Raw genomic sequence first — 26,284 nt, 5'->3', positions numbered from 1 at the left:
CGGCGCCCGACGGCGCCCGGGCCGCTCAGCCCCCCAGCACCTCGTCGAGCGTGGCCGGCACGCCCTCGGCCGCCAGCGCGCTGCGCATCCGCAGGAACTCCTCGCGGAAGCGCTCGTCGTCGGCGAGGTCGCCGAACACGGCCTCGATGCGCAGGAACGCCGCCGGGTCGTCGTCGGACGCCGCCTCGCGCAGCGCCTGCGCGTGGACCTCGGGCGGGACCTCGCTCTCCGGCAGGCCACCCCGGGCGATGAGGGCCCAGTACTCGGCCCAGGCGGCGACCATGAGCGCGCCGAGGGTCACCGGTCGCCCGGCCTCCAGGTTGGCGCGCACGGCCGGTAGGGTGAAGGTCGCCATCCGGTTCGCGCCGTCGGTGGCCAGGCGGACGAGGGTGTCGCGGATGCCCGGGTTGGCGAACCGCTCGAGCAGCGTCGCCATGTACCCCGGCAGGTCGATGCCGGGCAGCTCGCCGAGCGTCGGCGCGGCCTCGTCGGCCATGTAGCGCTCGAGGTAGGTGCGGATGCGCTCGTCGCGCATCGTCTCGTCGACGAGCGTGTACCCGACCGGGGCGCCGAGGTAGGCCAGCGCCTGGTGGCTGGCGTTGAGCAGGCGCAGCTTCATCAGCTCGTAGGGCTTGACGTCGTCGACGAACTGCACGTCGACCTGCTCCAGCGCCGGTCGGCCGAGGGGGAACTCGTCCTCGACGATCCACTGCGTGAACGGCTCGGCCGGCACCGGCCAGCGGTCCTCGATGCCGAAGTCGGCGAGCAGCGACTCCCGGTCGGCGTCGGTCGTCGCGGGCGTGATGCGGTCGACCATGCAGTTGGGGAACGAGACCGACGCCTCGATCCAGTCCGCGAGCGCCGGGTCGACGAGGCGGGCGAAGCCGGTGACGGTCTGGCGGCAGACCTCGCCGTTGCCCTGGAGGTTGTCGCAGGAGAGGACGGTGAACGGCTCCAGGCCGGCCTCGCGCCGGCGCCGCAGCCCCTCGACGACGTACGCGAAGGCCGTCCGCGGGTTCTCGAGGTGCTCGACGTCGTGGACGACCGCGGCGTCGGTCGCGTCGAAGGCCCCCGTCGCGGCGTTCTTGAGGTACCCGCCCTCGGTGACCGTGAGGCTGACGATCCGCACCGCGGGGTCGCAGAGCCGGGCGTAGACGGCCTCGGCGTCCTGCGGCCCGTAGAGGTACTCGAGCACCGACCCGACGACCCGCGGCTCCAGCGAGCCGTCCGGGTGCCGCACGACGAGCGTGAAGAGGCAGTCCTGAGCGCGCATCGCGTCACGCATCGCGGCGTCCTGCGGCAGCACCCCCACCCCGCAGATGCCCCAGTCGAGGCCCTCGCCGCGCTCCATGAGGCGGTCGAGGTACATCGCCTGGTGGGAGCGGTGGAAGTTGCCGAACCCGAAGTGGACGATGCCGACCGTCGCGGTCGTGCGGTCGTACGAGGGGCTCGGCACGCCCGCGTCGGGCGCGGTCGTCGTGAGTGCGGTCACCGGAGGGGTCCTTTCGCGCGCGGCCCGCCGCCGCTGTCACGCGCGACGTCGCGGGTCCGTCCCGCATGAAACCAAGGTTCGGGCCGCGTGGGGAGACCCCGGGCCGGGACGGGAACGAAAGCACCAGCACCCGAGGACTTCGTATCGGTCCGACCGCCCGGTGCGGCCGGACCCCGCCTCAGGCGCAGATGTCCTGGTCGGCGGTGCGGGCCTCGATCGTCTTCTCGGGGGACGGCGGGCTGATCGACGGGCTGGGGACCGGGTCGGACCCGAGGCGGTTCGGCAGCTCGACGACGGTCTTGGCCCCGGGGCCGATGACCACGCGGATGGTCGTGCCGAGGCCGTCCGCCTTCTCGGTCTTCGAGCCGGGGAAGGCGGCCGCGACCGTGCGGGCCGCCTGCTCCTGCCCGGAGGAGTACTGGACGAGGACGCCCTCGGTGCGCTCGGCCGTCGAGGCGGTCGTGACGAGGGGGAAGCCCTGGACCTTCAGCGCGTCGGCCTCCTGCTTGGCGAGGCCGTCGACCCCGGTCGCGTTGACGACCGCGACACCGGCGACGTCGGCGGGGCTGACGGTCAGCGGCGCCGCGCTGGCGGTCGGCGTCGGCTTCTTCGTGGGGCCGTCGAGCGGCTCGTCGGTGCGGATCTTCGTCCACAGCGTCTCGGCGGCCGGCGTCCACTCGACGCGGTTGGCGTCCTTGGCGTACGCCTGCACCGGCACGGTGACGAACGCGACGTTCTTGATGCCGACGTCCTGCACCGAGGTCGCGAGGTCGCGCATCGTGCCGAGCCCCATGTCCTCGTCGGTCGTCAGCGACCTGGTCGCCGCGTCGAGGAAGCCGTAGAGCTTGTCGGGCCGCAGCAGCAGGGAGGTGCGGGTGGCCTCCTGGACGATCGAGGAGAGGAACGCCTGCTGGCGCTTGATCCGGCCGAGGTCGGAGCCGTCACCCTCGGTGTAGCGGACCCGCACGTAGCCGAGCGCCTGGGTGCCGTCGAGGACGTGGCGCCCGGCCGCGAGCTTGAGGTGCGCCCGCCGGTCGTCGATGGCGACGGGCGTGCAGACCGGGACGCCCCCGAGCGCGTCGACCATCCCCTTGAAGCCGTTGAAGTCCACGACCGCGAAGTGGTTGATGAACACCCCGGTGTTCGCCTCGATCGTGTTGATGAGGCAGGCGGGGCCGCCCATGCTGAACGCGGCGTTGAACTGCTGCACCGGCCACTGCTGCTTGGGGACCTTCGCGTCGCAGTTCGGCGGGATGGGCACCATCGAGTCACGGGGGATCGAGACGACGGTGACGTGCTTGCGGTCACCGGACAGGTGCGCGATGAGCGTGGTGTCGGAGCGGGCCCCCTGGACGGTCGCACCGTCGCCGGTGCCCTGCCCCACCCGGGTGTCGGAGCCGATGAGGAGGATGTTCGTCGGGTCCGCGTCGACCGGGGTCGGACGGTCCTGCGAGAGCGCGCTGCTGATGTCGAGCCGGCTGATGTTGCCGTCGAGGCGCCACCACGCGGCGCCGCCGACGAGGGCGGCCACGACGACGAAGACGACGAGGACGGTGACGATGCGCCGGCGCCGGGGTCGACGCGTGGCGCGCGCGCGCTCGGCGCGCGCCCTCCGGGTGGGCTGCGACACGGTCTGCTCCTTCGGTGCCGACCGTGTCCGGCCGGTGGGCCGGGCGAAAGAGGTACGGACGACCGTCCGAGTGTACGGACGCCACCTGTGCGGCGGCTGGAAACGCGAGCACCGGCGTCGCGTCGGGCGGCCCGGGGGCCCATCGGGTTGGATGTCCCCATGGGACGTCGCACGGGGTGGGTGCTCGGGGTGGTCGCGGCGCTGGTCGTGGTGGCCGGCGGCGGGGCGTGGTGGACGCTCGCCCGAGGCGATGCGCAGGACGACGCGGCCCGGGCCGCCCTGGCCCGCTACGCCGCCGCCTGGCAGAGCAAGGACCTCTCGGCCGTCCCCTTCGCGACCGGTGGCGCGGGCACGGACTTCGCGGCGGCGGTCAAGGGCCTCGGGTCGGCGTCCGTGTCCGCGCGTCCCGGCGCCCTGACGCGCGACGGAGCCACCGCCAGCGCCTCCCTCGACGTGACGTGGACGCTCCCCGGCGACGTGGCGTGGAGCTACCGCACCCCCGCGCGCCTCGTCGAGCGCGGCGACCGCTGGCTCGTCGCCGGCCCGACCGACGGCTCCCCGTGGCACCCCTCGCTCGCGGCCGGCGAGCGCCTCGCCCTGAAACGCACCGCGCCCACCCGCGGCGACCTGCTCGACCGCGACGGCGAGCCGCTCATGCCGCAGGGCACCGTCTACCAGGTGCAGCTCGACCCCGTGCGCGCCGACGCCGCCGACGCCGCGGCGCTCGAGAAGGTGACCGGGGTGCGCGCCGGCTCGGTGGTCGAGGCGCTGGCCCAGCGCGAGAAGTCGGGGTCGCAGGCGCCCATCCCGGTCATCACCTACCGGGAGTCCGACTACCGCTCGCGCGAGGCCCGGCTCGACGCCATCACGGGGGTCATCGCCCCGAGCGCGACCCAGCCCCTCGGCCGGACGCGGACGTTCGGCCAGCCCCTCCTCGGCTCCGTCGGGGAGGTGACGGCCGAGGTCGTCGAGGGCAGCGACGGGCGGTACGTCGCCGGCGACCGCGCGGGCATCAGCGGGCTGCAGCGGCAGTACGACCCCGAGCTCGCGGGGCGCCCGGGCCTCACGGTCGAGGCCGGCGACCGGACCGTCTTCGAGTCCGCCCCGACGGCCGGCTCGGACGTCAGCACCTCTCTCGACCCGGGCGTCCAGGAGGCGGCGGAGCAGGCCCTCGCGGCGTCGGACCTCACCGTCCCCGGGGCCGTCGTCGCGGTCGACGTCCGCAGCGGCGAGGTGCTCGCCGCCGCGAGCTCCCCGAGCAGCGGGTTCGACCGCGCGATCACCGGCAAGTACCCGCCCGGCTCCACCTTCAAGATCGCCTCGACGTACGCCTACCTGACCAAGGGCCTCACCACCCCGACGAGCACCGTGCCCTGCCCGAAGACGATCACCGTCGACGGTCGCTCGTTCCGCAACTACGCCGGTGAGTCCATCCCCGGCTCGGTCCCGTTCGCGCAGGACTTCGCGCACTCGTGCAACACGGCCTTCATCTCGCTCTCGCAGCGACTCGGCACGACCGACCTGACCGAGGCGGCGAAGGCGCTCGGCATCGGGGCGGGATGGGGGTCGACGCTCGGCGTCGCGAGCGCGTTCGACGGCAGCATCCCCGAGACGCGCAAGGGCACCGACCAGGCCGCGGCGGTCATCGGCCAGGCCCGGACCGAGGCCTCGCCGCTCTCCCTCGCGGTGATGTCGGGCAGCGTCGCGCGCGGCACCTACGTGCCGCCGGTGCTCGTGCGCAGCGGCACGACGCCACGGCCCACCCCGCTCGACGGCCAGGCCGTCGCGCAGCTGCGCGCGATGATGGGCGAGGTCGTCTCGAGCGGCACCGCGACGACGCTGCGCGGCACCCCCGGCGGGACCGTCCGCGGCAAGACCGGTACCGCCGACCACGGCGTCGACGAGAAGCCGTACACGTGGTTCACCGGCTACCAGGGGCAGGTGGCGTTCGCCGTCCTCGTCGAGGAGGGCGTGAGCGGCGGGCAGACCGCGGCGCCGGTCGCCAAGCGGTTCCTCACCGCCCTCGCCGACCGCTGACCGCGCCCCTGCACGGGGTCGAGTGCGCACGTGGTCGCCCCGGCGACCGTCTGCGCCCTCGACTCGAGCGTTCACGACATCTGCCCGGAGTCGAGTGCGCGAGTGGTCGCCCCGGCGACCGTCTGCGCCCTCGACCGCGGCGGACGGGGCGACAGCCGGGCCCGGACGCGGACGACCCCGCCCGGTGCACCCGGGCGGGGTCGTCGTCAGTCGGAGGAGACCGGCGTCAGATCGGGCGGACCTGCTCGGCCTGCGGGCCCTTGGGGCCCTGGGTGACCTCGTACTCGACCTTCTGGTTCTCGTCCAGGCTGCGGTAGCCCTGGGTGTCGATGGCGGAGTAGTGAACGAACACGTCGGGGCCGCCACCGTCCTGGGCGATGAAACCAAAGCCCTTCTCGGCGTTGAACCACTTCACGGTGCCCTGTGCCATGTGGGGGGTACTTCCTTTTCCTGTGTGTCACTCGCCCGGCACACTGCGCACCGGCCGTGGATGCGACTCCAGCCCCCTGTGGCGCGAGGATGGTTCGACCTTCGAGGTACTGCTGTTGCTGCAACCGGTCACGAAACTAGCAGAGCGCGCCACGCCGCGCGGGGTCCGCGGCGCCCGCGTCCACGGACCGGGAGCGCAGGCCGCTCAGCCCCGCACGAAGCGGCTGACGAGGACGTCGCACTCGGCCTCGGCGAGCAGCCGGACGACCGTCGTGTCGCCGGACCCCGGGCGTCCCCCGTCGCGCAGGCCGACGACGAGCAGCCGCGCCCCGCAGGCGCGGACCGCCTCGAGCAGCTCGTCGGCGGGGGCGAGGCCGCGGGCCGGCTGGCGCACCTCGACGGGCACCCCGCGGCGGGCGAGGTCGGCGCACATCGCCTCGATGTCGCGACGCTGTGCGCGGCCCGTGCCGCGGGGGTCCGCGTCGGCGCCGGCGTTGACGACGACGAGCGGCTCGTCACGCCGTGCGGCCTCGGCGAGCGCGGCCTCGAGGGCGGCGAGCCCGTCGCTGCGCGGGACGTAGCCCACGACGATGGTCATCGCCGGTCCGGTTCGCGCAGAAGGGAACCCGAGGCACACGGCGTCATCCGGCGGGCCCGCCACCTGGGACGTGGCGCCGCACCTGGTGACAGGTACAGGTGCGGCGCCACGCGATCAGGACCGGGAGAGCGTCTTGGCGCCGGTCATGATCGCGACGCCCTCTCCCATGTCGTGCGACTGCGGCGTGATGACACCGGCGCAGCCCCCGAGCCGCTGGATGTGGATGCGGTCGGCGACGTCCCACACGTGCGGCATGTTGTGGCTGATGAGGATGACGGCCAGGCCGCTGTCGCGCAGCTGCTTGACCATGTCGAGGACCATCCCCGACTCCTTGACGCCGAGCGCGGCCGTCGGCTCGTCGAGGACGACGACCTTGGACCCGAACGCCGCGGCCCGGGCGACGGCGACTGCCTGACGCTGCCCACCGGAGAGCGTCTCGACGGCCTGACCCATGTTCTGGATCGTCTGGATGCCGAGGTCCTGGACCGACTTGCCGGCGCGCTTCTCCATGCCGCCCTTGTCGAGCATCCGGAACACCGAGCCGAGGATGCCCTTGCGGCGCTCCTCGCGACCCAGGTACAGGTTGCTCGCGATGTCGAGGGCGGGGATGACGGCCAGCTGCTGGTAGACCGTCTCGATGCCGGCCTCGCGGGCGTCCTGCGGCCGTCGGAAGGCGACGTCCTTGCCGTCGAGCCGCAGCTGGCCGGAGTCCGGCAGGTACGCCCCGGTGAGGCACTTGATGAGCGTCGACTTGCCGGCGCCGTTGTCGCCGATGACCGCGAGCACCTCGCCCCGGTAGAGGTCGAGGCTCACGCCGTCGAGGCCGACGACGCGCCCGAAGGTGATGACGAGGTCGCGGGCGGAGAGGATCGGCTCGGCGTCGTAGATGTGCCGACGGTCCTCGGGGATGTGGTCGACCGTGAGCGGGAGCTTGTCGATGGTGCTCATCGGGGTCCCCGGAAAGTATCGGAGCGACGAAGGAGCGGAGAACTTTCTGGGGTGATCCTCATGCCTTGACCTTCCGGATCCACTGGTCGATGGCGACCGCGACGACGACGAGCACACCGGTCGCGAGGTAGCGCCACTGCTGGTTCACGCCGAGCTGCGAGAGCCCGAACGAGAACGTCTGGACGATGAGCGCGCCGATGAGGGTGCCGATGAGCCGGCCCCGGCCGCCGAAGAGGCTCGTGCCGCCGATGACGACCGCGGTGATCGACGCGAGGTTCGCGTCCGGCACCGCGTTCGGGGTGGCGGCGCCGGCCCGGCCGATGAGGATCCACGCCGCGAGGCCGTAGATGAGCCCGGCCACGGTGTAGACGCCGAGGAGGATGCGCCGGCTCGGGACGCCGGAGAGCCGCGAGGACTCGGCGTCGTCGCCGACGGCGTAGACGTAGCGCCCCCAGGCGGTCTGCGACAGCACGAACGCCATCACCGCGTACATGAGGACGACGACGACGATCCCCCACGTGAGCCGGAAGGACCCGATCCCGAAGCCCTCACCGAGGAAGTTGAGCAGCCGCGGCAGGTGCTCGGCCTGGATGCTCTCGCCTCCCGAGTAGAGCAGCGCGATGGCCGTGAAGATGCTCAGGGTGCCCAGCGTGACGATGAACGGCGGCAGGTTGATCCGCGTGACGAGCAGGCCGTTGACGAGGCCGGCGAGCGTCGCGAGGGCCACGCCGATGAGCAGCGCGAGGAGACCGGGCATCCCGCCGTCACGGGCGAGGGAGGCCATGACCATCATCGAGAGCACCATGATCGCGCCGACCGAGAGGTCGATGCCCGCGGTGAGGATGACGATGGTCTGGCCGACCGCCAGCGCGGCGACGACCGCGGTCTGCTGCAGCAGGATCCCCATCGAGCTCGGCGTCAGGAACGTCGGGGTCGCGACGAAGAAGGCGAGGAACGCCACGAACAGCAGGAACAGCGGACTGAGCCACGGCCGCTTGTGCAGGAGGCCCTGCACGCGCTGGAGGGGCGACTGCTGCCGCCGAGCGAACTCGGCGGCAGCAGAACCGGTGGTGGAGCTCATGCTCAGTTGCCCCAGCAGATCTCGGAGCCCTTGGTCGAGTCGATGCTCTCGACCCCGTCGACCGGCTTGTCGGTGACGAGCGCGACGCCGGTGTCGAAGAAGTCGAGACCCTCGGTGGTCTTCGGCTTCTCGCCACCACGGGCGATCTTGGCGATCGCCTCCATGCCGAGGGTCGCCATCTTCAGCGGGTACTGCTGGGCGGTGGCGCCGATGACGCCCTCCTTGACGGAGTTGACGCCGGCGCAGCCACCGTCGACCGAGACGATGGTCGCCTGGGTGCCCGCGGCCTTGAGGGCGGCGTTGGCGCCGACGGCGGCCGGCTCGTTGATCGTGTAGACGAGGTTGATGTTCGGGTTCTTCGCGAGGCACTTCTCCATCGCGGTGCGGCCGCCGTCCTCGGCGCCGTTGCTGGCCTCGTTGCAGACGATCGTGTAGTCGCCGCCCTTGCCGCCGGTGTACTTACCGGTGGGGGCCTCGTCGCCGTTCTTCTTGCCGTCGGCGACGTCGATGCCCATGCCCTCGAGGAAGCCCTGGTCGCGGTTGTAGTCGACCGAGACGATCTTGTCGTCGAAGAGGTCGAGCAGCGCGATGACGGCGGGCTTGCCGTCGAGCGTGGCGGCGGCCCACTGGCCGTCGAGCTTGCCGGCCGAGCGGTTGTCGGTGGCGAAGGTGATGTCGACGGTGTCGGCCGGGTCCGGCGGGGTGTCGAGGGCGATGACGTAGAGGCCGGCGTCGCGGGCCTTCTTGATCGCCGCGTTGACGCCGGTGGACATCGGGGTGATGAGGATGCCCTTGTCGCCGCGGGCGATCGCGTCCTCGATGGCCGTGATCTGGCCCTGGTCGTCACCCTCCTGCTTGCCGGAGGCGACGGTGAGCTTGACGTTGTTCTTGCTCGCGTCGGCCTGCGCGCCCTTCTGCATGGCGACGAAGAACGGGTTGGTGGAGTCCTTGGTGATGAGGGTGACGCCGACGGCGGCCTCCCCACCGGAGCCGGTGTCGGCGTCGCTGCCGCGGTTGCACGCGGTGCTGGTGAGGGCGAGGCCGACGATCGCGGCCGAGACGACGGCACGGCGGGCGGTGCGCGTCGTGGGGATCTGACGGAGCTGCATGTCCGTGACTCTCCTTTGAGTGCTGGGCTGGACCGAACGACGCTGCCGGGTGACAACGTTGTCAGGCCACAGTTGTACCCGCTGCTTGCGCCGAGGTCAAGAGATGGGCTACACCTTGTGACATGGCCGTGACATCGTTGTCAGGAGAGAGTCGCCCCCGAGCGACGATGCGTGACGTCGCGGCCCTGGCGGGGGTGAGCCTCAAGACGGTGTCGCGCGTCGTCAACGAGGAGGCGGGCGTCTCCCCCGACGTCCGCGAGCGTGTCACCGCCGCGGTACAGCGCCTCGACTACCGGCCCAACCTCGCCGCGAGCAACCTCCGGCGCACCGGTGCACGCTCCGGGCTCATCGGCGCCCTCGTCCAGGACGTGTCCAACTCGTTCTCCGCCGGGCTCCTCCGCTCGCTCGAGGACGCCGCCCGCTCGCACCGCACCGGCGTCCTCGCGGCGAGCCTCGACGAGGGGGTCGACCGCGAGCAGGAGCTCGTCCACGACCTCGTGACGCGCCGCGTCGACGGCCTCGTCCTCATGCCGGCGAGCGACCGGCAGGACTACCTCGTCGCCGAGCTGCGCACCGGCACACCGGCGGTCTTCGTCGACCGGCCGCCGCGGGGGGTCGACGTCGACTCGGTCGTCATCGACAACCTCCTCGGGGGTCGGATGGCCGCGGAGCACCTGCTCGACCGTGGCCATCGACGCATCGCCGCGCTGTTCCACCTCCCGACCCTGACGACCGCGCAGCTGCGGCGCGAGGGCTTCACCGCCGCGCACACCGACCGCGGCCTGCGCCCCGACCCGCGGCTCGTCGTCGACGGCGTCGCCTCCACCGACGAGGCGAGCGAGGTCGTGCACCGGCTCCTCGACCTCGACGACCCGCCGACCGCGGTCTTCGCGGGCCGGAACATCCTCGCGTCCGGGGCCGTCCGGGCGCTGCGCGAGCGCGGCGTGCACCACGAGGTCGCGCTCGTCGGCTTCGACGACTTCCCGCTGGCCGACCTCCTCGACCCGCCGCTCACCGTCGTCCGCCAGGACGTGACGAAGATCGGCCGGCTCGTCGCGGAGCGGCTCTTCGCGCGCATCGGTGGCGACACCTCACCGCCGCAGCACCTCGTCGTCGACCCGACGCTCGTCAGCCGCGGCTCCGGGGAGATCCCGCCGCGCGCCTGAGGGCGGTTGCGGCACAGGCTGTTCGGCTCGTCAGAGGTCCTTGCGCAGGTGGACGTCCGCGGTGCCGCGCGCCGGCACGTCGTCCCAGCGGAAGAGCTCGCGGTAGCCGGCGCCCTGGTAGAACGCCGGCGCCTGGAACGTGAACGACGTGACGTAGACGTGCGCGCAGCCGCGCCGGCGCGCCTCGTCCTCGAACGCGTCGAGCAGCCTGCGGCCCACGCCGGTGCCCCGCTCGTCCTCGCGCACCCAGGTCATCCCGATGCCTGCGGCGACGCCCCAGGTCCAGCCGGAGACGCCGGCCACGAGCTCGCCGTCGTCGTCGGTGACGCGGACGGTCAGCTCCTCCGCCGGGGCGAGTCCCGGTGTCGCGGCGGCGTTCACGCGGTCCAGCTCGTCGGAGAGCCGCTGGTCGAGGGCGGCGTCGGCGGTCCCGGTCGTCAGGCGCATCCGGCCATCCTCGCCGATGGACGCGGCGCGCGTCAGCGCAGGAGGTGGCGGGCGCGGGTCATCAGGTAGACGCCGAAGGCGACGAGCCCGAGCGAGACGACCGCGAGCGCGTAGCGGCCGGCCGGGGCGTCCTGGAGGAAGCGCAGCGCGCCGTCGATGCCGGTGGAGGCACTGACGTCGTGCGTCCACGCGGCGATGACGAAGAGCAGCCCGACGATGCCGAACGCGACGCCGCGGGCGACGAACCCGACGATGCCGACGAGCACGAGCAACCGGCCCGGCCGGCGCGCGAGGTCGACGAGGAAGTCGCGCGAGAGGCCCGACCAGATGCTGAAGGCGCCGACCCCGGCGACCGCGATGCCGGTGCCGACGACGAGGAGCACGCCGCCGGGCAGCGCGAGGAGGGTGCGCGTGATGCCGACCGTCGAGTCCCGGCTCGTCTGCCCCGCACCGATGGCGAAGGCGGCGGCCGCCCAGGCCACCGTCGCGTACGCGATGCCGTCGGCGGCGTGCTCGAGCCGCTTGAGCCGGGTGTGGCAGTGGCGGCCGGTCAGGGCGCGGGCGAGGTTCCAGACGGTGACGACCGCGAAGCCGACGACCCCGACCCACAGGACGGCCCGCCCGCCGAGCGATGTCGCGATCGAGGTGAGCGCGCCCGACTCGTCGGCGGTGCTGCGGCTGTGCCCGAGCCAGACGATCTGCAGGCCGGCCCACCCCATCGCGGCGTGGAGCAGGCCGTCGAGGAAGAACCCCAGGCGCGCACCGGTGCTCACCGCGGCGTGGGTCTCGGCGACCTCCGCGGCCTGCGCGGTCACCTCGGCCACCTGGTGCGCGGTCTCCGCGACCGCCTCGAAGGCGTCGTGGGCCGCGTCGACGACCGGCGCGGCCAGGTCGGCGGCGGCCCCCCGCACGTGCTCGAGCGGATCTGTGTCGTCGGGCACCGCCGTGCCGCCCGGCGGGGTCGGCGTCGCGCTCACCCGCGTCCCCGGTGGGGCGGCGGCGCCTCGTCGACGTTGACCGTGGGGATGCCCGTCCCGGCGCGGGCGATGACCGCCAGCGACGGCTCGCGCCCGGGGTTGGACTCGCGGTGGACGGTGAACGCCGGCACCTGCACGTAGCTGCCCGGCACGGCGTCGACCCATCCCTCGACGCCTTCGCACTCCAGGCGCAGCACGCCGCGGACGACGTAGAGGACGCTGCTGTTGCTGTCGTGGTGGTGCCACCCCGAGACCGCGCCCGGCTCGGTGACGACCTGGCCGGCCCACAGCCCCGGCACCTCGAAGGCCCGCCGGCGCAGCATCCCCGAGGTCGGGTCGGCGTCGACGAGCTCGGCGTCGGTCACGACGCGCACCGGCTGGTGGTCCACCCACCCACGGTAGCCACCCCGCTCCCCCGACCCAGCCGACTTCTTGCGAGTTCCGCCGCTCGACACGCCCTCCAGCGGCGTGTCGACCGGCTCAACTCGCAATCAGTCGAATGACACCCAGGCCGACTTCCTGCCCATCCGCCACCTCCTCGCGCCCGCAGAGGCCCTCGGGACGTGGCAGATGGGCAATCAGTCGCGCCCGATCTCCCACTTCTTGCGAGTTCCGCCGCTCGACACGCCCTCCAGCGGCGTGTCGAGCGGCTCAACTCGCAATATGTCGGGAGGGCACGGGCGTGGGACTCCGGCTCGCGCCTCGTCCCTCGGCGCGGGCCTCCCCGTCATCCCCGGTCCTCCGCGGCCTCCGCCGCTCGCGGGCTCGCGGGCTGAGCCGCGCGGAGGGCGTGGGATTCGAACCCACGATGACGTTGCCGCCATAGCGGTTTTCAAGACCGCCGCACTAGGCCACTATGCGAGCCCTCCAACGGCCCGGGGCATCACGCCCGGACCGCCCGCCCAGCGTAGGGCTCGCCCGGGCTGCGGCTCGCGCGGGGCGCGGGCGCTCGGCATCCGCCCGGTGCGCGGCTGCGTGGCGCCACCGGGCCATGGGTAAGGTCGGAGGCCGACGAGAGGAGCCCTCATGGGCAAGCTGACCTTCATGGCCGGGCTGGCCGCGGGCTACGTCCTCGGGGCCAAGGCGGGGACGCAGCGCTACGAGCAGATCCGTCGCACCTCGAGCAGGGTGTGGAACTCCGGGCCGGTGCAGAAGCAGGTCGCGCAGGCCAAGGAGGCCGCGCGCACCAAGGCCGCGCCGGTGGTCGCCGACCTCGTCGCCGACGCCGCGCGCGCCACGGGCGAGCGGCTGCGGCAGGGTCGCACGGTCGCCTCGGAGGCCATCGCCCCCAACGGTCACCCGACCAGCGACGGGGCGCCCCTGCGCTCCGAGCAGGCCGAGCACGCGGACGCGTGGGCGGCCGCGACCCGGGCCCCCGGCACCCCCGACTGACCGCCCCTCCGCGGCCCGGACCGCCGGTGGGAGACCGGCCACACCGTCCGGGCGCCCTCTGGAAGCACCCGGTGGCGCCCCCCTGCGGGCGCCGTTCGGCGTGACCGGTCCCCCGGGTGCGCGGTTCCTCCGACCGGTACGACACCGCAGGTCCGGGCGGTGAGGCACCGGGGCCGTCGGCCCCGCTCGGTCGGCCGGCCACGTGGACCGTCCGCCCGGTCAGCCCCGGGGACCGCCGGTCCACCACCTCGGGCGGCGGACCGGCCCCGGGTCACGGCGACCGGGGCAGCTCCCCAGCGGGACCCGATCGTCGTGGCCCGAGGGGGCTCACGTGCGTCAGGAGCACCGACCGGCCCTCCTGATACGTCCTCGACGACGAGATCCACGTCACACGGTCGGAGGTATCACCCCGGCCCTCGTCGGCTCCTTCTCAGCGTTGACGATCCTCACTACGCTGGACCGGCGCGGACACCCCATCCGGCCCGGTTCCCCCAGGAGCAGCCATGGACGGCAAGGACCCCGACCGCCCGACCAACGACGACGGCCGCCCACCCCGGCCACCCGTCCCGCCGGTCTTCGCGGTGCCCGAGACGGCCCTGCGCCGCTTCGGTGCGACGGTCCTCGACCCCCGCACCGCCACGCGCGTCGGGGACGAGCCGGCACCGCGCGCGGTCGCGTACGTCCCGCACCGTCTGTTCGTCCCGGGGCTCACCGACGAGCAGCTCGACGAGGGACCGCTGCAGCTGCTGCGCCGGATCGGCGAGGAGATGGACTTCCAGGTCGACGTGCTCCCGAGCCGCGTCGCCGCCGCCGCGCAGGAGCTGGGCTACGCCGAGCGCCTCGGCCGCTCGACCCACCGCCTCGTGGAGCTGCGCCCCAACCCCGGCCGCGTCGGCGCGCCGCTGACCGCCTGGGACGTCGTCCAGCGCGCCCGCGGCGTCGACCGCAAGGCCGCCGCCGGATTCAGCCTCAACCACGTGATGATGTCGAGCGGCCTCGAGGGCGTCGGCTACATGGGTGGCGTCGGGTACATGGGCGGCGTCGGCTACATGGGTGGTGTCGGGTACATGGGCGGTGTCGGGTACATGGGCGGTGTCGGGTACATGGGCGGGGTCGGCTACATGGGCGGCGTGGGGGCGCCGGGCGTCGCCGCCGGGCGCGGGCCCGTCCAGCTCCACGTCGACGCACCGCAGCCCACCGGCGGCCCGTCGCCCGTCGTCGCCGTCCTCGACACCGGCCTCGGCTCCCACCCGTGGTTCGACGGCTCACCGCTCGTCGACCGCGACCCGACCGTCGCCGGGCAGACCATCGGCCTGCGCTTCGCGCCCGACCGGGACCCCGAGGGCCGCGGTGTCACCGTCGACACCGTCAACGGCACCCTCGATGCCCTCGCGGGCCACGGCACCTTCGTCGCGGGCGTCATCCGGCAGCAGTGCCCCGACGCGCGCCTCGTCGTCGTCCCCGTCATGTACGGCGACGGCGCGGCCGACGAGCAGGACGTCGTCGAGGCGCTCGGCCTGCTGGCGCTCTACCACTGGGCCGCCCAGGAGGGCCGGGTCGACCACGAGCCGCTCAGCGTCGTCAACCTCTCGATGGGCTACTACCACGAGCGCCCGGACACGGTCTCGGACGAGGACGCCCTCTTCCGCGTCATCGCGACGCTCGCCGAGGACGGCGTGGCGGTCGTCGCCGCCGCCGGCAACGGCTCCACCACGGAGCACTTCTGGCCGGCCGCCCTCTCGCAGAACCCGAACCGCACCATCCCGGTGGCCGCGGTCGGTGCCCTCAACCCGACGGGCAAGGCCGCGGCGACGTTCTCGAACACCGGCGAGTGGGTCACCCACTGGCACCCCGGCGTGGCCGTCGTCAGCACGATGCCGACGACGCTCGAGGGGTCGCTGCGCGGTGACCTCGCGGTGCCCGCGAGAGACGGGTCGCCGGCCCGCGAGACCCCCGACCCCGACTGCTACGCCACCGGCTTCGGTGTCTGGAGCGGCACCTCGTTCGCCGCCCCGTGCTGCGCCGGCGGCATCTCGCAGCTGCTCGCCACGAAGGCCTGCGGGTCGGTGGCGGAGGCGGTCGCCAAGGCCCTGGGAGGAGCACCGTGATGCACACCGACGCCGACGGCCTCGCCGTCCGGGCGGCCGCCGCGTTCGAGACGTTCCGCGACGGCGACGGCTCGGGGATGACCCTGCTCGTCGGCGAGGTCACGCCCCTCCTGTGGGCCGTGGCGCGCCAGTCGGGGCTCGACCACCAGGCCGCCGAGGACGTCGTCCAGAACACCTGGCTCAAGCTCGTCCAGCACGCGGGGTCGGTCGACGACCCCCGCTCGGTCCTCAAGTGGCTGCTCACGACGACGCGCCGTGACTCGTGGCGGCTGCGCTCGCGCGGGCACCGCGAGGAACCCGACGCCCACGACGACGTGCGCGAGGCCGAGCCCGACCACACCGCCCCCTCCCCCGAGGACGCCGTCCTCGCGCACGACGAGCAGCGCGTCGTCTGGGAGCACTTCCACCTGTTGTCCGACCGCTGCCAGACCCTCTTGCGCGCCATCGCGTACGCCGACCGACCCGACTACGCGGGGGTGGCCGACGCCCTCGGGATGCCGGTCGGGTCGATCGGCCCGACCCGGGGCCGGTGTCTCGCGAAGCTGCGCGCCGCCCTGACCTCCGATCCCCGTTGGGAGATGACCTCATGAACCCTGCACCCGACCACGAGGAGCGCCTGGCCGGCGAGCCGGTCGACGCCACGGACGTGCGCGTCCTCGCCGCCGTCCGCGCCGCCCACGACGCGCTCGACCCCGTGCCGTCCGGCCTCGTCGAGCGCATCACCTTCGCGATGACCGTCGCCTCGCTCGAGGCCGAGGTGGCCCGCATCGTCTCCGACGCCGAGGCCCTGACGAGCGTGCGCGGCGCCGACTACGACCGGGCTGACACCGTGACCTTCGCCAGCGACGGCCTGAGCGTCATGGTCAGCCTCGAGCCGGCCGGCCCCGGGCGGGTCGACGTCGTCGGCTGGGCCAGCGAGGGCGAGGTCGACGTCGAGCTGCGCGAGCGCAGCCGGACCCGCACCGCGGCCACCGATCCCGACGGGCGGTTCACCTTTGCGGGGGTCGAGCGCGGTCTGGTGAACTTCGTCCTGCGGCGACGCGGGCGACCGGACGCGCCGCCGGTCATCACACCGGCCATCGACCTCTAGAGGAGGAGCCATCGAGCGCGACCCGCTGCAGTCTGCGGGGGGGCTGCTCGATGCTGCGCGCGCCGACAACGAGATCGGTGAGTTCGCCTCTGCCGCCGTGCGGCTCGACCAGGCCCTCGGCCTGCTGGAGGGTCGCTCCGACCACGGGGCCCGCTGGCTGCGGGTCCGCATCCGCATCACGCGGGCGTGGTCGGAGCTCGAGGCGGACGGCATCCAGCCGGCGCTGCGGACGCTGCACGCCGCGCGGGCCGAGGCGCTCGAGCTCGACGACCCGTTGCTCGTCGCGCTCACCCACATCCAGGAGGGCACGCTCCACGGACGCGTCGGCGCGTGGCCGTCGTGCGTCGAGGCGCTGCTGGCGGTCGACGTCGAGGGCTCCGGGCTCGAGCCCGCCCAGCGGTGGGCCTACCACCTCAACCTCGGGCAGGCCTGGCTCGGCGTCGGCCGCTCGGAGGACGCCGCCGAGAACTTCGACCTCGCCCGCGACATCGCGGTCGCCAACGGCTACCCGGAGCTCGAGTTCAAGGCCCGGCACAACCGGGCGGTCGTCGCGTTCGTCGACGGCGACCTGCCCCGCGCCCTCACCCTCATGCGCGAGGCCGACGCGATGGACGTCGCGGTCGCGCGCGACCGGGCCCGCCTCGACCACGCCGAGGTGCTCCTCGCCGCGGGGCTCGTCGATGGGGCACGGTCCGAGCTCGAGGCCGCGCTCTCGACGGCCCACTCCTCCGCCCACCGCCTCGAGGAGGGGGAGATCAGCCTGCGCCTCGCACGCTGCGACCTGCTCGTCGGCGACCTCGAGCGGGCACGCGACCGGATCCGCGACGCCACCGCCGCCTACCGCGCCCGGCAGGCCGACGACCTCGTGCGCGAGGCCGAGCTGCTGCGGGCGGGCGTCGACGTCGCCGAGGGGCGTGACCTGCCGGCCGTCGTCGAGCGGCTCGTCCGGCACACCGAGCACGGGGCCGGCGAGCCCGGCGCCCCGGGGCTCGGCACCTCGGGCCGCGAGGCCGTCCGGCTGGAGGCCGAGGCCCGCCTGCTGCTCGGCGACGCCGACGGGGCCGAGCAGCGGCTCGAGGCGCTCGGGGACGGCGGCGAGCCGTCTCTGGCCGCGACCCTCCACGAGGTGCTCGTCCGGGCGCGCCTCGACCTCGCCCGCGGCCGGGGCCCGCAGGCCCGGGCACGGCTCGAGGACGGCAACCGCGTCCTCGCGGCGCACCAGGTCCAGTCGGCCAGCCTCGACGTGCGCGCCGCCCTGGCCCTCCACGGCCGGCGGCTCGCGGCCCTCGACACCGAGCGCGCCCTCGCCGAGGACCCCGCCGACGAGGTGCTCGCGACGGTCGAGCGCTGGCGGGCGATCTCGCACCGCATCAACCCCGTCACCGACCCGGACGACCCCGACCTCGCCGAGGCCACGCGCGAGCTGCGCCGCCTGCGGCAGCTGCTCGCCGACAGTGACGGCGACCAGGCAGCGACGCTGACCCCCCGGGTCGACGAGCTCGAGACCCGTGTCGCACAGCGGGAGTGGAGCCTCGCCCTCGACGGGACGGCGAGCGGTGCGGTCCATCCCGTGGATGCCGACGAGGCCCGCGCAGCCCTCGACGACGGCACGACGGTCGTCGAGTTCTTCGAGTCCGCCGGCGAGCTGCACCAGGTGGTGCTCCGCGCATCCGGGGCCGAGGTCGTGCACGTCGGGCCGGTGGCCGCGGTCGTCGAGGCGGTCACGCGGCTGCGGCGCGACCTGCGCGCCCGGGCGACGATCGCCCCCGGGTCGCCCATGGCCGCCGTCCTCGAGCGCGCGACGGTCTCGTCGCTCGCGGCGGCCGACACTCTCCTCAACCCCGGTGGCGCCGACGAGCACCGGGTCGTCGTCGTGCCGTCACGCACCCTCGCCGGGATGCCGTGGAGCCTCATGCCCAGCCTGCGCGGTCGACCGGTCACGGTGGCGCCGAGCCTGACCCGCTGGGTGCGGGGTCCCGCCCGCGCGGCCTCGGCACGGCCGACGACCCCCGTCGCCGCCCTCTACGGGCCGGGGCTGGCGCGCACCCTCCCGGAGATCCGGGCCGTCGCCGGGGCCTGGGGCGTCGCCGGGGAGGTCGCCGAGCGGCCGGCCTCCAGTGCGGACGTGCTCGACGCCCTGGGATCGGCGCGGGTCGTGCACCTCGCGGCCCACGGCCTGCACCAGGGCCAGAGCCCGCTCTTCTCGTCGGTGCGGATGGCCGACGGCCCCGTCTTCGCCCACGAGTTCCCGCGGCCCGTGGCCGCCGAGCACGTCGCGCTGTCGGCCTGCGACGTCGGGCAGTTCTCGACCCGTCCGGGCGACGAGCCGCTCGGGCTGGCCATCGCCCTGCTCTCGCTCGGCGCGACGAGCGTGCTCGCCGCCGTCGCCCCGGTCGCGGACGACGTGGCCCACGACGCGATGGTCGCGCACCACCGGCGCATCGCGGCGGGGGTCGACGCCGGGCTGGCGTGGGCCGAGGTCGTGGTCGACCACCCCGGAGCCGGGGTGTTCTGTCTCTACGGTTCGGAGTGGCGGGCGACGCCATGATCTCGCGTGACCAGAAAGGCTCTCGCGCAGGTCAGATGAAGATGGCCGGCTCGGCGAACAGCGCGTCGTAGGGGTCCTCGCCGGGCAGCTGGGGCACGCGAACGCGCGCCGGCACGCCGGTGGCGACGGCGCCCGCGGGGACGTCCTTGACGACGACCGAGTTGGCGCCGATCTGCGCGTCGTCCCCGATCCCGATGTCGCCGAGGATCCGGGCACCGGCGCCGACGACGACGCGGTCGCCCAAGGTCGGGTGCCGCTTCGTGCCGCGCGCCAGCGACCGACCGCCCAGGGTGACCCCGTGGTAGAGCATCACGTCGTCCCCGACGACGGCGGTGGCACCGATGACGACGCCCATCCCGTGGTCGATGAAGAAGCGCCGGCCGATGCGGGCTCCGGGGTGGATCTCGACGCCAGTCACCGCGCGGGTGGCCGTCGACAGCAGGCGCGCGAGCGGGCGCCACTGGGGACCCTTCTGCCACAACCGGTGCGCGAGCCGGTAGGACCAGATCGCGTGCAGCCCGGGGGAGTTCAGGGCCACGTCGGTCCGCGTCTCTGCGGCGGGGTCGCGCCGCATCGCCGCATCGAGGTCCTCCCGGACCGCGGCGCGCGCCTGCTGGAGGAGGGACATGTCAGTCGACGAGACCCTCGAACAGGATCGTCGAGAGGTAGCGCTCGCCGAAGCTCGGGATGATGACGACGATCGTCTTGCCGGCGTTCTCGGGGCGGCTCGCGACCTGGTTGGCGGCGGCGAGGGCGGCGCCGGACGACAGCCCGACGAGCAGGCCCTCCTCGGTCGCGGCCCGGCGGGCCCACTCGACGGAGGTCTGGGCGTTGACGTCGATGACCTCGTCGTAGACCTCGGTGTTGAGGATCTCGGGGACGAAGTTCGCGCCGATGCCCTGGATCTTGTGCGGGCCGGGCTGGCCCCCGTTGAGGATCGGGGACTCCTCCGGCTCCACCGCGATGATCTGGACGTCCGGCTTGCGGGACTTGAGGACCTCGCCGACGCCGGTGATCGTGCCACCGGTGCCGATGCCGGCCACGACGATGTCGACGGCGCCGTCGGTGTCCTTCCAGATCTCCTCGGCGGTCGTGCGACGGTGCACCTCGGGGTTCGCGGCGTTGGCGAACTGCCGGGCGAGGACGGCCCCCTCTCGCTCGGCGACGATCTCGTCGGCCTTGGCGACCGCGCCCTTCATCCCGGTCGAGGGGTCGGTGAGGACGAGCTCGGCGCCGTAGGCGCGCAGGAGGGCGCGACGCTCCTTGCTCATCGACTCGGGCATCGCGAGGACGACCTTGTAGCCGCGCGCGGCACCGACCATCGCGAGCGCGATGCCGGTGTTGCCGGAGGTGGCCTCGACGATCGTGCCGCCGGGCTCGAGCTGGCCCGAGGCCTCGGCGGCGTCGATGATGGCCACCCCGATGCGGTCCTTGACCGAGCTCGCCGGGTTGTAGAACTCCAGCTTCGCCGCGACCGTGGCGTCCCCGTCGATGATCCGGTTGAGCCGGACGAGCGGGGTGTTGCCGACGGCCTGGGTCACGTCGTCGAGGATGGGCATCGGGTCGCCTCTCTGTCGGTGGGCGCCGGCCCCGGGATCCGGGGATGCGGCGCGTCGAGCCTGCTCTCCGGGCCAACCCCGGAGTCGTTATGCGTATTCCAACACGCCGTTATCCGGTCGGACAACGAGCTCTCGGGGCTGTCCGGGCCCTGTTGACGGTCGTCACAGACCGGTGAGCGCTTGCTTACCCACGGGTACGCTGACCCGCATGCCTGCTGCCCTCGCGCCCGCCCTGGCCAGCGACGTCATCCCGTCGTTCGACGACCGGTTCGGCGGGGTCACCGCCCTGCAGGTCGTCGCCATCGTCCTCTGCCTCGTCGTCCCGACGATCGGGTGGGCGCTGCTCTTCCGGCAGGTGGGGCGGTTCGTCACGCTCTACCGCCTCGGGCAGCCCGACGGCTCGCGCACCGACGCGCCGGCGGCCCGTACCTGGACGCTGGCCAAGGAGTTCCTCGGGCACACCCGGATGTCGCGGCTCAAGGTCGTCGCGGCGGCGCACTGGTTCACCGCGCTGGCGTTCATCATCCTCTTCACGACGCTCGTCAACGCGTTCTTCCAGCTCGTCCAGCCCGACTACCGGCTGCCGGTCCTCGGCCACTTCGCCCCGTTCGAGTGGCTCGTCGAGGTCTTCGCGTGGGGCGGGCTCGTCGGCATCGTCGTGCTCATGGCCATCCGCCAGAAGAACCACCCGCGGCGGGCGCGCGGTGAGGGCGGGCGGTTCTCGCGGTTCTACGGCTCGACCTTCTGGCAGGCCTACTACGTCGAGCTGACCATCCTCTTCGTCACGTTCTGCATCCTCCTGCTGCGCGGGCTCGAGGCGGCGATGGTGCAGCGCTTCGAGCCCGACACCTCGCTGGTCGCCCACTTCCCGCTGACCGGCTGGATGGCCGGCTGGTGGTCGGGCACCACACCGGCGGGGCTCGCCGCCTGGGTGCAGGTCGTCGCGACCGTCAAGATCCTCATCTCGTTCGCGTGGATGATCACCATCGCGCTCCAGCCGACGATGGGCGTCGCCTGGCACCGCTTCCTGGCCTTCCCGAACATCTGGTTCAAGCGCGAGTCGTCCGGCCGCACCGCGCTCGGCCCGGCCAAGCCGATGACGGTCGGCGGCAAGCCGTTCGACATCGAGGCGATGGAGGAGATGGAGGAGGGCGACGTCCTCGGCGTCGGCCAGGTCGAGGACTTCACGTGGAAGGGGCTGCTCGACTTCTCGACCTGCACCGAGTGCGGCCGCTGCCAGTCGCAGTGCCCCGCGTGGAACACCGAGAAGCCCCTCTCCCCCAAGCTGCTCATGATGACACTGCGTGACCACGCGGACGCCAAGGCCCCGTACCTGCGCGCGCTCTCGGCCGCGGACGGTGACCAGGAGAAGGCGATGGCCTCCGTCGCGAGTGCGGCCGCGACCGTCCCGACCGACGGCATCGAGCCCGCCGGCTCGGTCGACGTCGTCGACTGGACCTCGATGGCCCTCGTCGGCGACACCGGCTACGACCCCACGGCCCCGCTGACCGCGTACAACCCGCACGGCCCCGACGCCGTCATCGACCAGGACGTGCTCTGGTCGTGCACGACGTGCGGCGCCTGCGTCGAGCAGTGCCCGGTCGACATCGAGCACGTCGACCACATCATCGACATGCGCCGGTACGCGACCCTCATCGAGTCGGCGTTCCCGCAGGAGCTCGGGGGCCTGTTCAAGAACCTCGAGGGCAAGGGCAACCCGTGGGGCATGGGCGCCCGGGCGCGCCTGGACTGGGCCAAGGACCTGCCGTTCGACGTCAAGATCCTCGGCCAGGACGTCGAGAAGGCCTCGGACGTCGAGTGGCTCTTCTGGGTCGGCTGCGCCGGCGCCTACGAGGACCGCGCGAAGAAGACCACACGCGCCGTCGCCGAGCTCCTCGACACCGCCGGCGTCTCGTTCGCCGTCCTCGGTGACGGCGAGACGTGCACCGGCGACTCCGCCCGCCGCGCCGGCAACGAGCTGCTGTTCCAGACCCTCGCCGCGCAGAACGTCGAGACCTTCGGCGAGTTCGGCGTGACCAAGGTCGTCGTCACCTGCGCCCACTGCTTCAACACGATCAAGAACGAGTACCCGCAGCTGGGCGGGAGCTACGAGGTCGTCCACCACACGCAGCTGCTCAACCGGCTGGTGCGCGAGAAGAAGCTCGTCCCGGTCGCCCGTCCCGACGAGGCGCCCGGCATGTCGTCGGCGAAGAACGCCGCCTCGACCGCGCCGTCCGTCACCTACCACGACCCCTGCTACCTCGGTCGGCACAACGACGTCTACGCCCCGCCGCGCGAGCTCATCGGCGCCCTCCCCGGGGTCGAGCTGCGCGAGATGCCGCGGCACGGCGAGAAGTCGTTCTGCTGCGGCGCCGGCGGCGCGCGCATGTGGATGGAGGAGAAGCTCGGCACCCGCATCAACACCAACCGCACCGACGAGGCCCTGGCCACCGGCGCGGAGCGCATCGCCATCGGCTGCCCGTTCTGCCGGGTGATGATCTCGGACGGGCTGACCGCCAAGCAGGCGCAGGGCGTCGGCGAGGAGGTCGAGGTCGTCGACGTCGCGCAGATGCTGCTCGCGGCCGTCCGCCGGGGCCAGGAGTCGCCCGAGGCCGCAGTCGAGGCGGAGGCCACGTCGGCCGCGCCGGAGGTCACGGCGCCTGCCGCTGCGGCGACCGCTGCTGCTGCGGCCACCGTCACCGAGCCCGAGACCGCCCCCGCCCCGGCTGCTGACGCCGCGCCCGTCCAGGAACCGACGAACGTGTCGACTCCTGACCAGGAGGACAGCGACCCCTGGGACGACCAGCCCACGCCTGCACCCAGCCCCGACGCTGCGCAGCCCGTGCAGGAATCGACGAATGTGTCGACTCCCGAACAGGACGAGGCTGACCCCTGGGACGACCAGCCCGCCGCGCCGGCCACGTCCGAGCGCGCCGCGGAGCCCGAGGTCGCGGTGGACTCCGAGACGGCGGAGGCCGTCGTCGACGGCTCCGAGCCCGACCCGTGGGACGAGCCCGCTGCCGTTGCGGACCCGGCACCCGGCCGCTCGCAGGGCGAGCCGTCCGAGGAGAAGGCCAAGGCCGATGCCGCCGCCTCGACCGACGAGGTCGACCCGTGGGACGAGCCCGCCGCCCACGTGCTGGAACCGACGACTGCGTCGACTTCCGACCAGGCCACCGCGTCGACCCCGGACGCTGACGACGTCGACCCCTGGGACGAGCCCGCCGCCGCGCCCGCCACGCAGCTTGTGCAGGAACCGACGAATGTGTCGACTTCTGACCAGGCCACCGAGACGACCACGGACATCTACGACGTCGACCCCTGGGACGAGCCCGCCGCCGACGTGCAGGAATCGACGAATGTGTCGACTTCCGACCAGCCCGAGGCTGCGGCCACGGACATCGACGACGTCGACCCCTGGGACGAGCCCGCCGCCGACGTGCAGGAGTCGACGAATGTGTCGACTTCCGACCAGCCCGAGGCTGCGGCCACGGACGCTGACGACGTCGACCCCTGGGACGAGCCCGCCGACTCGGTGGCGCCTGCCACTGACGCTCCGGCGCCGGAGCCGGACACAGCCCCCGAGCCGGACGCCGTGCAGCAGGCGGACGAGGAGCCGGCCCCCGAGGCGGAGCCCGTCGCGGAAGAGGCACCGGCGGCACCGGCGAGCGGCTCGTTCGGCGGCGACGCATCACTGCTCGACGAGCCCGACCCGTGGGACGAGCCGGTCGACGCCCCGGTCGCTCAGGCGACGCCGGCGACCGCGGTCGACGATGTCGCACCCGACAGCTCTTGGTCGCCGGACGACGCGAAGCCCGCCGAGGATGCGGCGGCCACCGACGAGACGACCGACGCCCCGGCACCCGTCGCGGAGCCGCACCCGACCGAGCACACCGAGCAGTCCGCCACACCGGAGCCTGCCGACGAGCCGGAGCCCGTCGAGGAGCCGGCCGACGAGCAGCCGACGGACGAGGCGCCGACCACCGAGGAACAGAAGCCGGCGAGCAAGCCCGGCGCAGCCCCCGGGTCGTTCGGCGGCGACGCAGCGCTCCTCGACGAGCCCGACCCCTGGGACTGACCGCCGGCTCGACCCATCCCGACTGATTGCCCATCCGCCACCACAGAAGCGCCCCAGAGGCCCCTCCGAGGTGGCGGATGCGCAAGAAGTCGCCCTCACCACCCCACTCATTGCGAGTTGAGCCGCTCGACACGCCCACCCGCGGCATGTCGAGCGGCTCAACTCGCAAGAAGTCGGATGAGGCCGACGTCGTAAGAGGCCACGCCCCCGGCGTGACTTGCCGCGCGATCCATCCACGCCAGTCACGAGCCCGACCCCTGGGACTGACCGCCGGCTCGACCCATCCCGACTGATTGCCCATCCGCCACCTCAAAAGCGCCCCAGAGGCCCCTCCGAGGTGGCGGATGCGCAAGAAGTCGCCCTCACCACCCCACTGATTGCGATTTCCGCCGCTCGACACGCCGTCCAGCGACGTGTCGAGCGGCTCAACTCGCAAGAAGTCGGGAAAGGGGCGGGCGGCGAGCAGGCGGCGGACGGGGCGACGGGGCAGGCCGCACACCGGCCCAGGACGACGAGCGGGCCCCCGGTGACCTGGTCGGTCACCGGGGGCCCGGTCGATCACCTGCGGGGTCGCGACCCCGCGGATGGTCACTCACCCACGGGGTCGCGCCCCGCGGACGCTCGCTCAGCCCAGCCCGTTGCTCTTGAGGAACTCCTCGGCGACGGTCTTGGGGTCCTTCTTGTCGATGTCGGTCTGCTTGAGCATCTGCGTCACCGCGTCGGTCGTCAGCTTGGCCGAGACGGCGTTGAGCGCGTCCTTGACCTCGTCGGCCTTGTCGGCGCGCACGAGCGGGACGATGTTCTGCGAGCCGAAGACGCGCTTGGTGTCCTCGAGCACGACGAGGTTGTTCGCCGCGATGCCGGGGTCGGTCGAGAAGATGTTGGCGACGTCGGCCTGGCCGTTGACGAGCGCCTGGAGGACGGCCTGACCGGTCAGCGGGCGGAAGGAGCCGAACGTCACGCCGTAGACCTTCTCGAGGCCGACGACACCCTGCGGGCGCTCCTTGAACTCGGGCTGCGCCGCGAGGGTCATGTCGCCCGCGACGGCCTTGAGGTCCTCGATGGTCTTGAGGTTCTTCGAGTCGGCCGTCTCCTTCGTGACGGCGAGCGAGTCGACGTCCTCGGCGGCGGACTTGTCGAGCACGGTCAGGGTGTCGGGGACGACCTCCTTGGCCTTGGCGTAGACCTCGTCGGCGTCGGTGCCGGCGTACTCCTTGTCGTAGTACACGGCGAGCGCGCCGGTGTACTCGGGGAAGACCTGCACCGAGTTGTCCTCGAGCGCGCGCAGGTAGATCTCGCGCGCCCCGATGTTGGTCTTGGTCGACGCGTCGATGCCCTTGGCGCGCAGCGCGCCGGCGTAGACCTCGGCGAGGACGGTGGACTCGGAGAAGTCGGCGCCGCCGACGACGATCGAGCCGGACGAGGCACCGCCGGAGGAGGATCCGGCGGCCGGGCTCTCGCTGGCGAGCGGGTCGCTGCCACCACCGCAGGCCGACAGCCCGAGGGCGGCGGCGACGGCGACGGAGGTGAGGACGGTTCTGCGCTTCATCGGGGTCGGTCCCTTTCGTGGTGGCCGGGCTCGGTGGCCGGGGCCG

At 73.3% G+C, this 26,284-nt stretch carries 21 protein-coding genes and 1 tRNA gene; 8 read left to right on the top strand and 14 right to left on the bottom strand.

Translation table 11 applies throughout. The features are described from left to right. Window positions 1-25 precede the first annotated feature (25 nt). Window positions 26-1,492 carry a mannitol dehydrogenase family protein gene (locus J3473_RS13190; protein WP_207024089.1) on the bottom strand — a complete coding sequence of 489 codons (1,467 nt, stop codon included), beginning with the start codon at window positions 1,490-1,492 and terminating at the stop codon, window positions 26-28. A 178-nt stretch (window positions 1,493-1,670) separates the two neighbouring features. After that, window positions 1,671-3,122 carry an LCP family protein gene (locus tag J3473_RS13185; protein WP_242525855.1) on the bottom strand — a complete coding sequence of 484 codons (1,452 nt, stop codon included), beginning with the start codon at window positions 3,120-3,122 and terminating at the stop codon, window positions 1,671-1,673. Between the two features lie 159 nt (window positions 3,123-3,281). On the opposite strand from J3473_RS13185, the gene J3473_RS13180 reads away from it, so the two are divergent. Then, on the top strand, window positions 3,282-5,159 hold the full coding sequence (locus J3473_RS13180) for a penicillin-binding transpeptidase domain-containing protein (protein ID WP_207024087.1): 1,878 nt from the start codon (window positions 3,282-3,284) through the stop codon (window positions 5,157-5,159). A gap of 226 nt (window positions 5,160-5,385) precedes the next feature. Here the strand turns inward: J3473_RS13180 and J3473_RS13175 are convergent, their stop codons facing one another. The 5 genes from J3473_RS13175 to J3473_RS13155 form a co-directional block, all read right to left on the bottom strand. Next, window positions 5,386-5,589, bottom strand: coding sequence for a cold-shock protein (locus J3473_RS13175; protein ID WP_030527001.1), 204 nt, complete (start codon window positions 5,587-5,589; stop codon window positions 5,386-5,388). Window positions 5,590-5,793: 204 nt separating this feature from the next. Then, window positions 5,794-6,186: a universal stress protein gene (locus tag J3473_RS13170; protein WP_207024085.1), complete on the bottom strand. Its 393-nt coding sequence runs from the start codon at window positions 6,184-6,186 to the stop codon at window positions 5,794-5,796. Window positions 6,187-6,300: 114 nt separating this feature from the next. Beyond that, window positions 6,301-7,134: an ATP-binding cassette domain-containing protein gene (locus tag J3473_RS13165; RefSeq protein WP_084696580.1), complete on the bottom strand. Its 834-nt coding sequence runs from the start codon at window positions 7,132-7,134 to the stop codon at window positions 6,301-6,303. 58 nt (window positions 7,135-7,192) lie between these two features. Continuing rightward, window positions 7,193-8,215 carry an ABC transporter permease gene (locus J3473_RS13160; RefSeq protein WP_030527004.1) on the bottom strand — a complete coding sequence of 341 codons (1,023 nt, stop codon included), beginning with the start codon at window positions 8,213-8,215 and terminating at the stop codon, window positions 7,193-7,195. 2 nt (window positions 8,216-8,217) lie between these two features. Beyond that, the gene (locus J3473_RS13155) at window positions 8,218-9,324 is read right to left on the bottom strand and encodes a substrate-binding domain-containing protein (protein ID WP_030527005.1); all 1,107 of its coding nucleotides are present in this window, start codon (window positions 9,322-9,324) and stop codon (window positions 8,218-8,220) included. Between the two features lie 167 nt (window positions 9,325-9,491). On the opposite strand from J3473_RS13155, the gene J3473_RS13150 reads away from it, so the two are divergent. After that, on the top strand, window positions 9,492-10,490 hold the full coding sequence (locus J3473_RS13150) for a LacI family DNA-binding transcriptional regulator (protein ID WP_242525854.1): 999 nt from the start codon (window positions 9,492-9,494) through the stop codon (window positions 10,488-10,490). Between the two features lie 30 nt (window positions 10,491-10,520). On the opposite strand, the gene J3473_RS13145 is transcribed toward J3473_RS13150, so the two are convergent. The 4 genes from J3473_RS13145 to J3473_RS13130 all read right to left on the bottom strand — a co-directional run bounded on the left by J3473_RS13145 (window position 10,521) and on the right by J3473_RS13130 (window position 12,783). Continuing rightward, on the bottom strand, window positions 10,521-10,937 hold the full coding sequence (locus tag J3473_RS13145; protein ID WP_207024083.1) for a GNAT family N-acetyltransferase: 417 nt from the start codon (window positions 10,935-10,937) through the stop codon (window positions 10,521-10,523). A 32-nt stretch (window positions 10,938-10,969) separates the two neighbouring features. Then, window positions 10,970-11,914 (bottom strand): DUF1206 domain-containing protein, encoded by a 945-nt coding sequence (locus J3473_RS13140; protein WP_207024081.1) that lies wholly within the window; start codon window positions 11,912-11,914, stop codon window positions 10,970-10,972. Continuing rightward, window positions 11,911-12,303 carry a cupin domain-containing protein gene (locus tag J3473_RS13135; protein ID WP_242525853.1) on the bottom strand — a complete coding sequence of 131 codons (393 nt, stop codon included), beginning with the start codon at window positions 12,301-12,303 and terminating at the stop codon, window positions 11,911-11,913. Before J3473_RS13135 ends, J3473_RS13140 begins: the two co-directional genes overlap by 4 nt. A gap of 393 nt (window positions 12,304-12,696) precedes the next feature. Further along, window positions 12,697-12,783, bottom strand: a tRNA-Ser gene (locus J3473_RS13130). Window positions 12,784-12,940: 157 nt separating this feature from the next. Between J3473_RS13130 and J3473_RS13125 the strand changes: the two genes are divergently transcribed. The 5 genes from J3473_RS13125 to J3473_RS13105 all read left to right on the top strand — a co-directional run bounded on the left by J3473_RS13125 (window position 12,941) and on the right by J3473_RS13105 (window position 19,052). Further along, the gene (locus tag J3473_RS13125; protein ID WP_207024080.1) at window positions 12,941-13,306 is read left to right on the top strand and encodes a protoporphyrinogen oxidase; all 366 of its coding nucleotides are present in this window, start codon (window positions 12,941-12,943) and stop codon (window positions 13,304-13,306) included. Window positions 13,307-13,809: 503 nt separating this feature from the next. Then, window positions 13,810-15,414: a S8 family serine peptidase gene (locus tag J3473_RS13120; RefSeq protein ID WP_207024078.1), complete on the top strand. Its 1,605-nt coding sequence runs from the start codon at window positions 13,810-13,812 to the stop codon at window positions 15,412-15,414. Continuing rightward, a complete protein-coding gene (locus tag J3473_RS13115; protein ID WP_036829067.1) occupies window positions 15,414-16,004 on the top strand; it encodes an RNA polymerase sigma factor in 591 nt (196 codons plus the stop codon). The genes J3473_RS13120 and J3473_RS13115 overlap by 1 nt, the downstream gene beginning before the upstream one ends. Further along, on the top strand, window positions 16,001-16,504 hold the full coding sequence (locus tag J3473_RS13110; RefSeq protein ID WP_030527013.1) for a hypothetical protein: 504 nt from the start codon (window positions 16,001-16,003) through the stop codon (window positions 16,502-16,504). Before J3473_RS13115 ends, J3473_RS13110 begins: the two co-directional genes overlap by 4 nt. A gap of 97 nt (window positions 16,505-16,601) precedes the next feature. Next, window positions 16,602-19,052 carry a CHAT domain-containing protein gene (locus tag J3473_RS13105; RefSeq protein ID WP_207024076.1) on the top strand — a complete coding sequence of 817 codons (2,451 nt, stop codon included), beginning with the start codon at window positions 16,602-16,604 and terminating at the stop codon, window positions 19,050-19,052. A gap of 31 nt (window positions 19,053-19,083) precedes the next feature. Here J3473_RS13105 and cysE read toward each other — a convergent pair whose 3' ends face one another. Next, on the bottom strand, window positions 19,084-19,680 hold the full coding sequence (gene cysE / locus J3473_RS13100) for a serine O-acetyltransferase (RefSeq protein WP_207024074.1): 597 nt from the start codon (window positions 19,678-19,680) through the stop codon (window positions 19,084-19,086). A 1-nt stretch (window position 19,681) separates the two neighbouring features. Continuing rightward, window positions 19,682-20,611, bottom strand: coding sequence for a cysteine synthase A (cysK, locus tag J3473_RS13095; protein ID WP_207024072.1), 930 nt, complete (start codon window positions 20,609-20,611; stop codon window positions 19,682-19,684). A 208-nt stretch (window positions 20,612-20,819) separates the two neighbouring features. Here cysK and J3473_RS19740 point away from each other — a divergent pair, with 208 nt between their 5' ends. Next, window positions 20,820-24,689 carry a heterodisulfide reductase-related iron-sulfur binding cluster gene (locus J3473_RS19740; RefSeq protein ID WP_207024070.1) on the top strand — a complete coding sequence of 1,290 codons (3,870 nt, stop codon included), beginning with the start codon at window positions 20,820-20,822 and terminating at the stop codon, window positions 24,687-24,689. A gap of 625 nt (window positions 24,690-25,314) precedes the next feature. Here J3473_RS19740 and J3473_RS13085 read toward each other — a convergent pair. Then, window positions 25,315-26,238, bottom strand: coding sequence for an ABC transporter substrate-binding protein (locus J3473_RS13085; RefSeq protein ID WP_207024068.1), 924 nt, complete (start codon window positions 26,236-26,238; stop codon window positions 25,315-25,317). Window positions 26,239-26,284 lie beyond the last annotated feature (46 nt).

Source organism: Phycicoccus sp. DTK01 (assembly GCF_017312765.1).
Lineage (GTDB): Bacteria > Actinomycetota > Actinomycetes > Actinomycetales > Dermatophilaceae > Phycicoccus > Phycicoccus jejuensis.
Note: the sequence above shows the minus strand (reverse complement) of the source record. Positions and strands in the feature narration are given on the sequence as shown.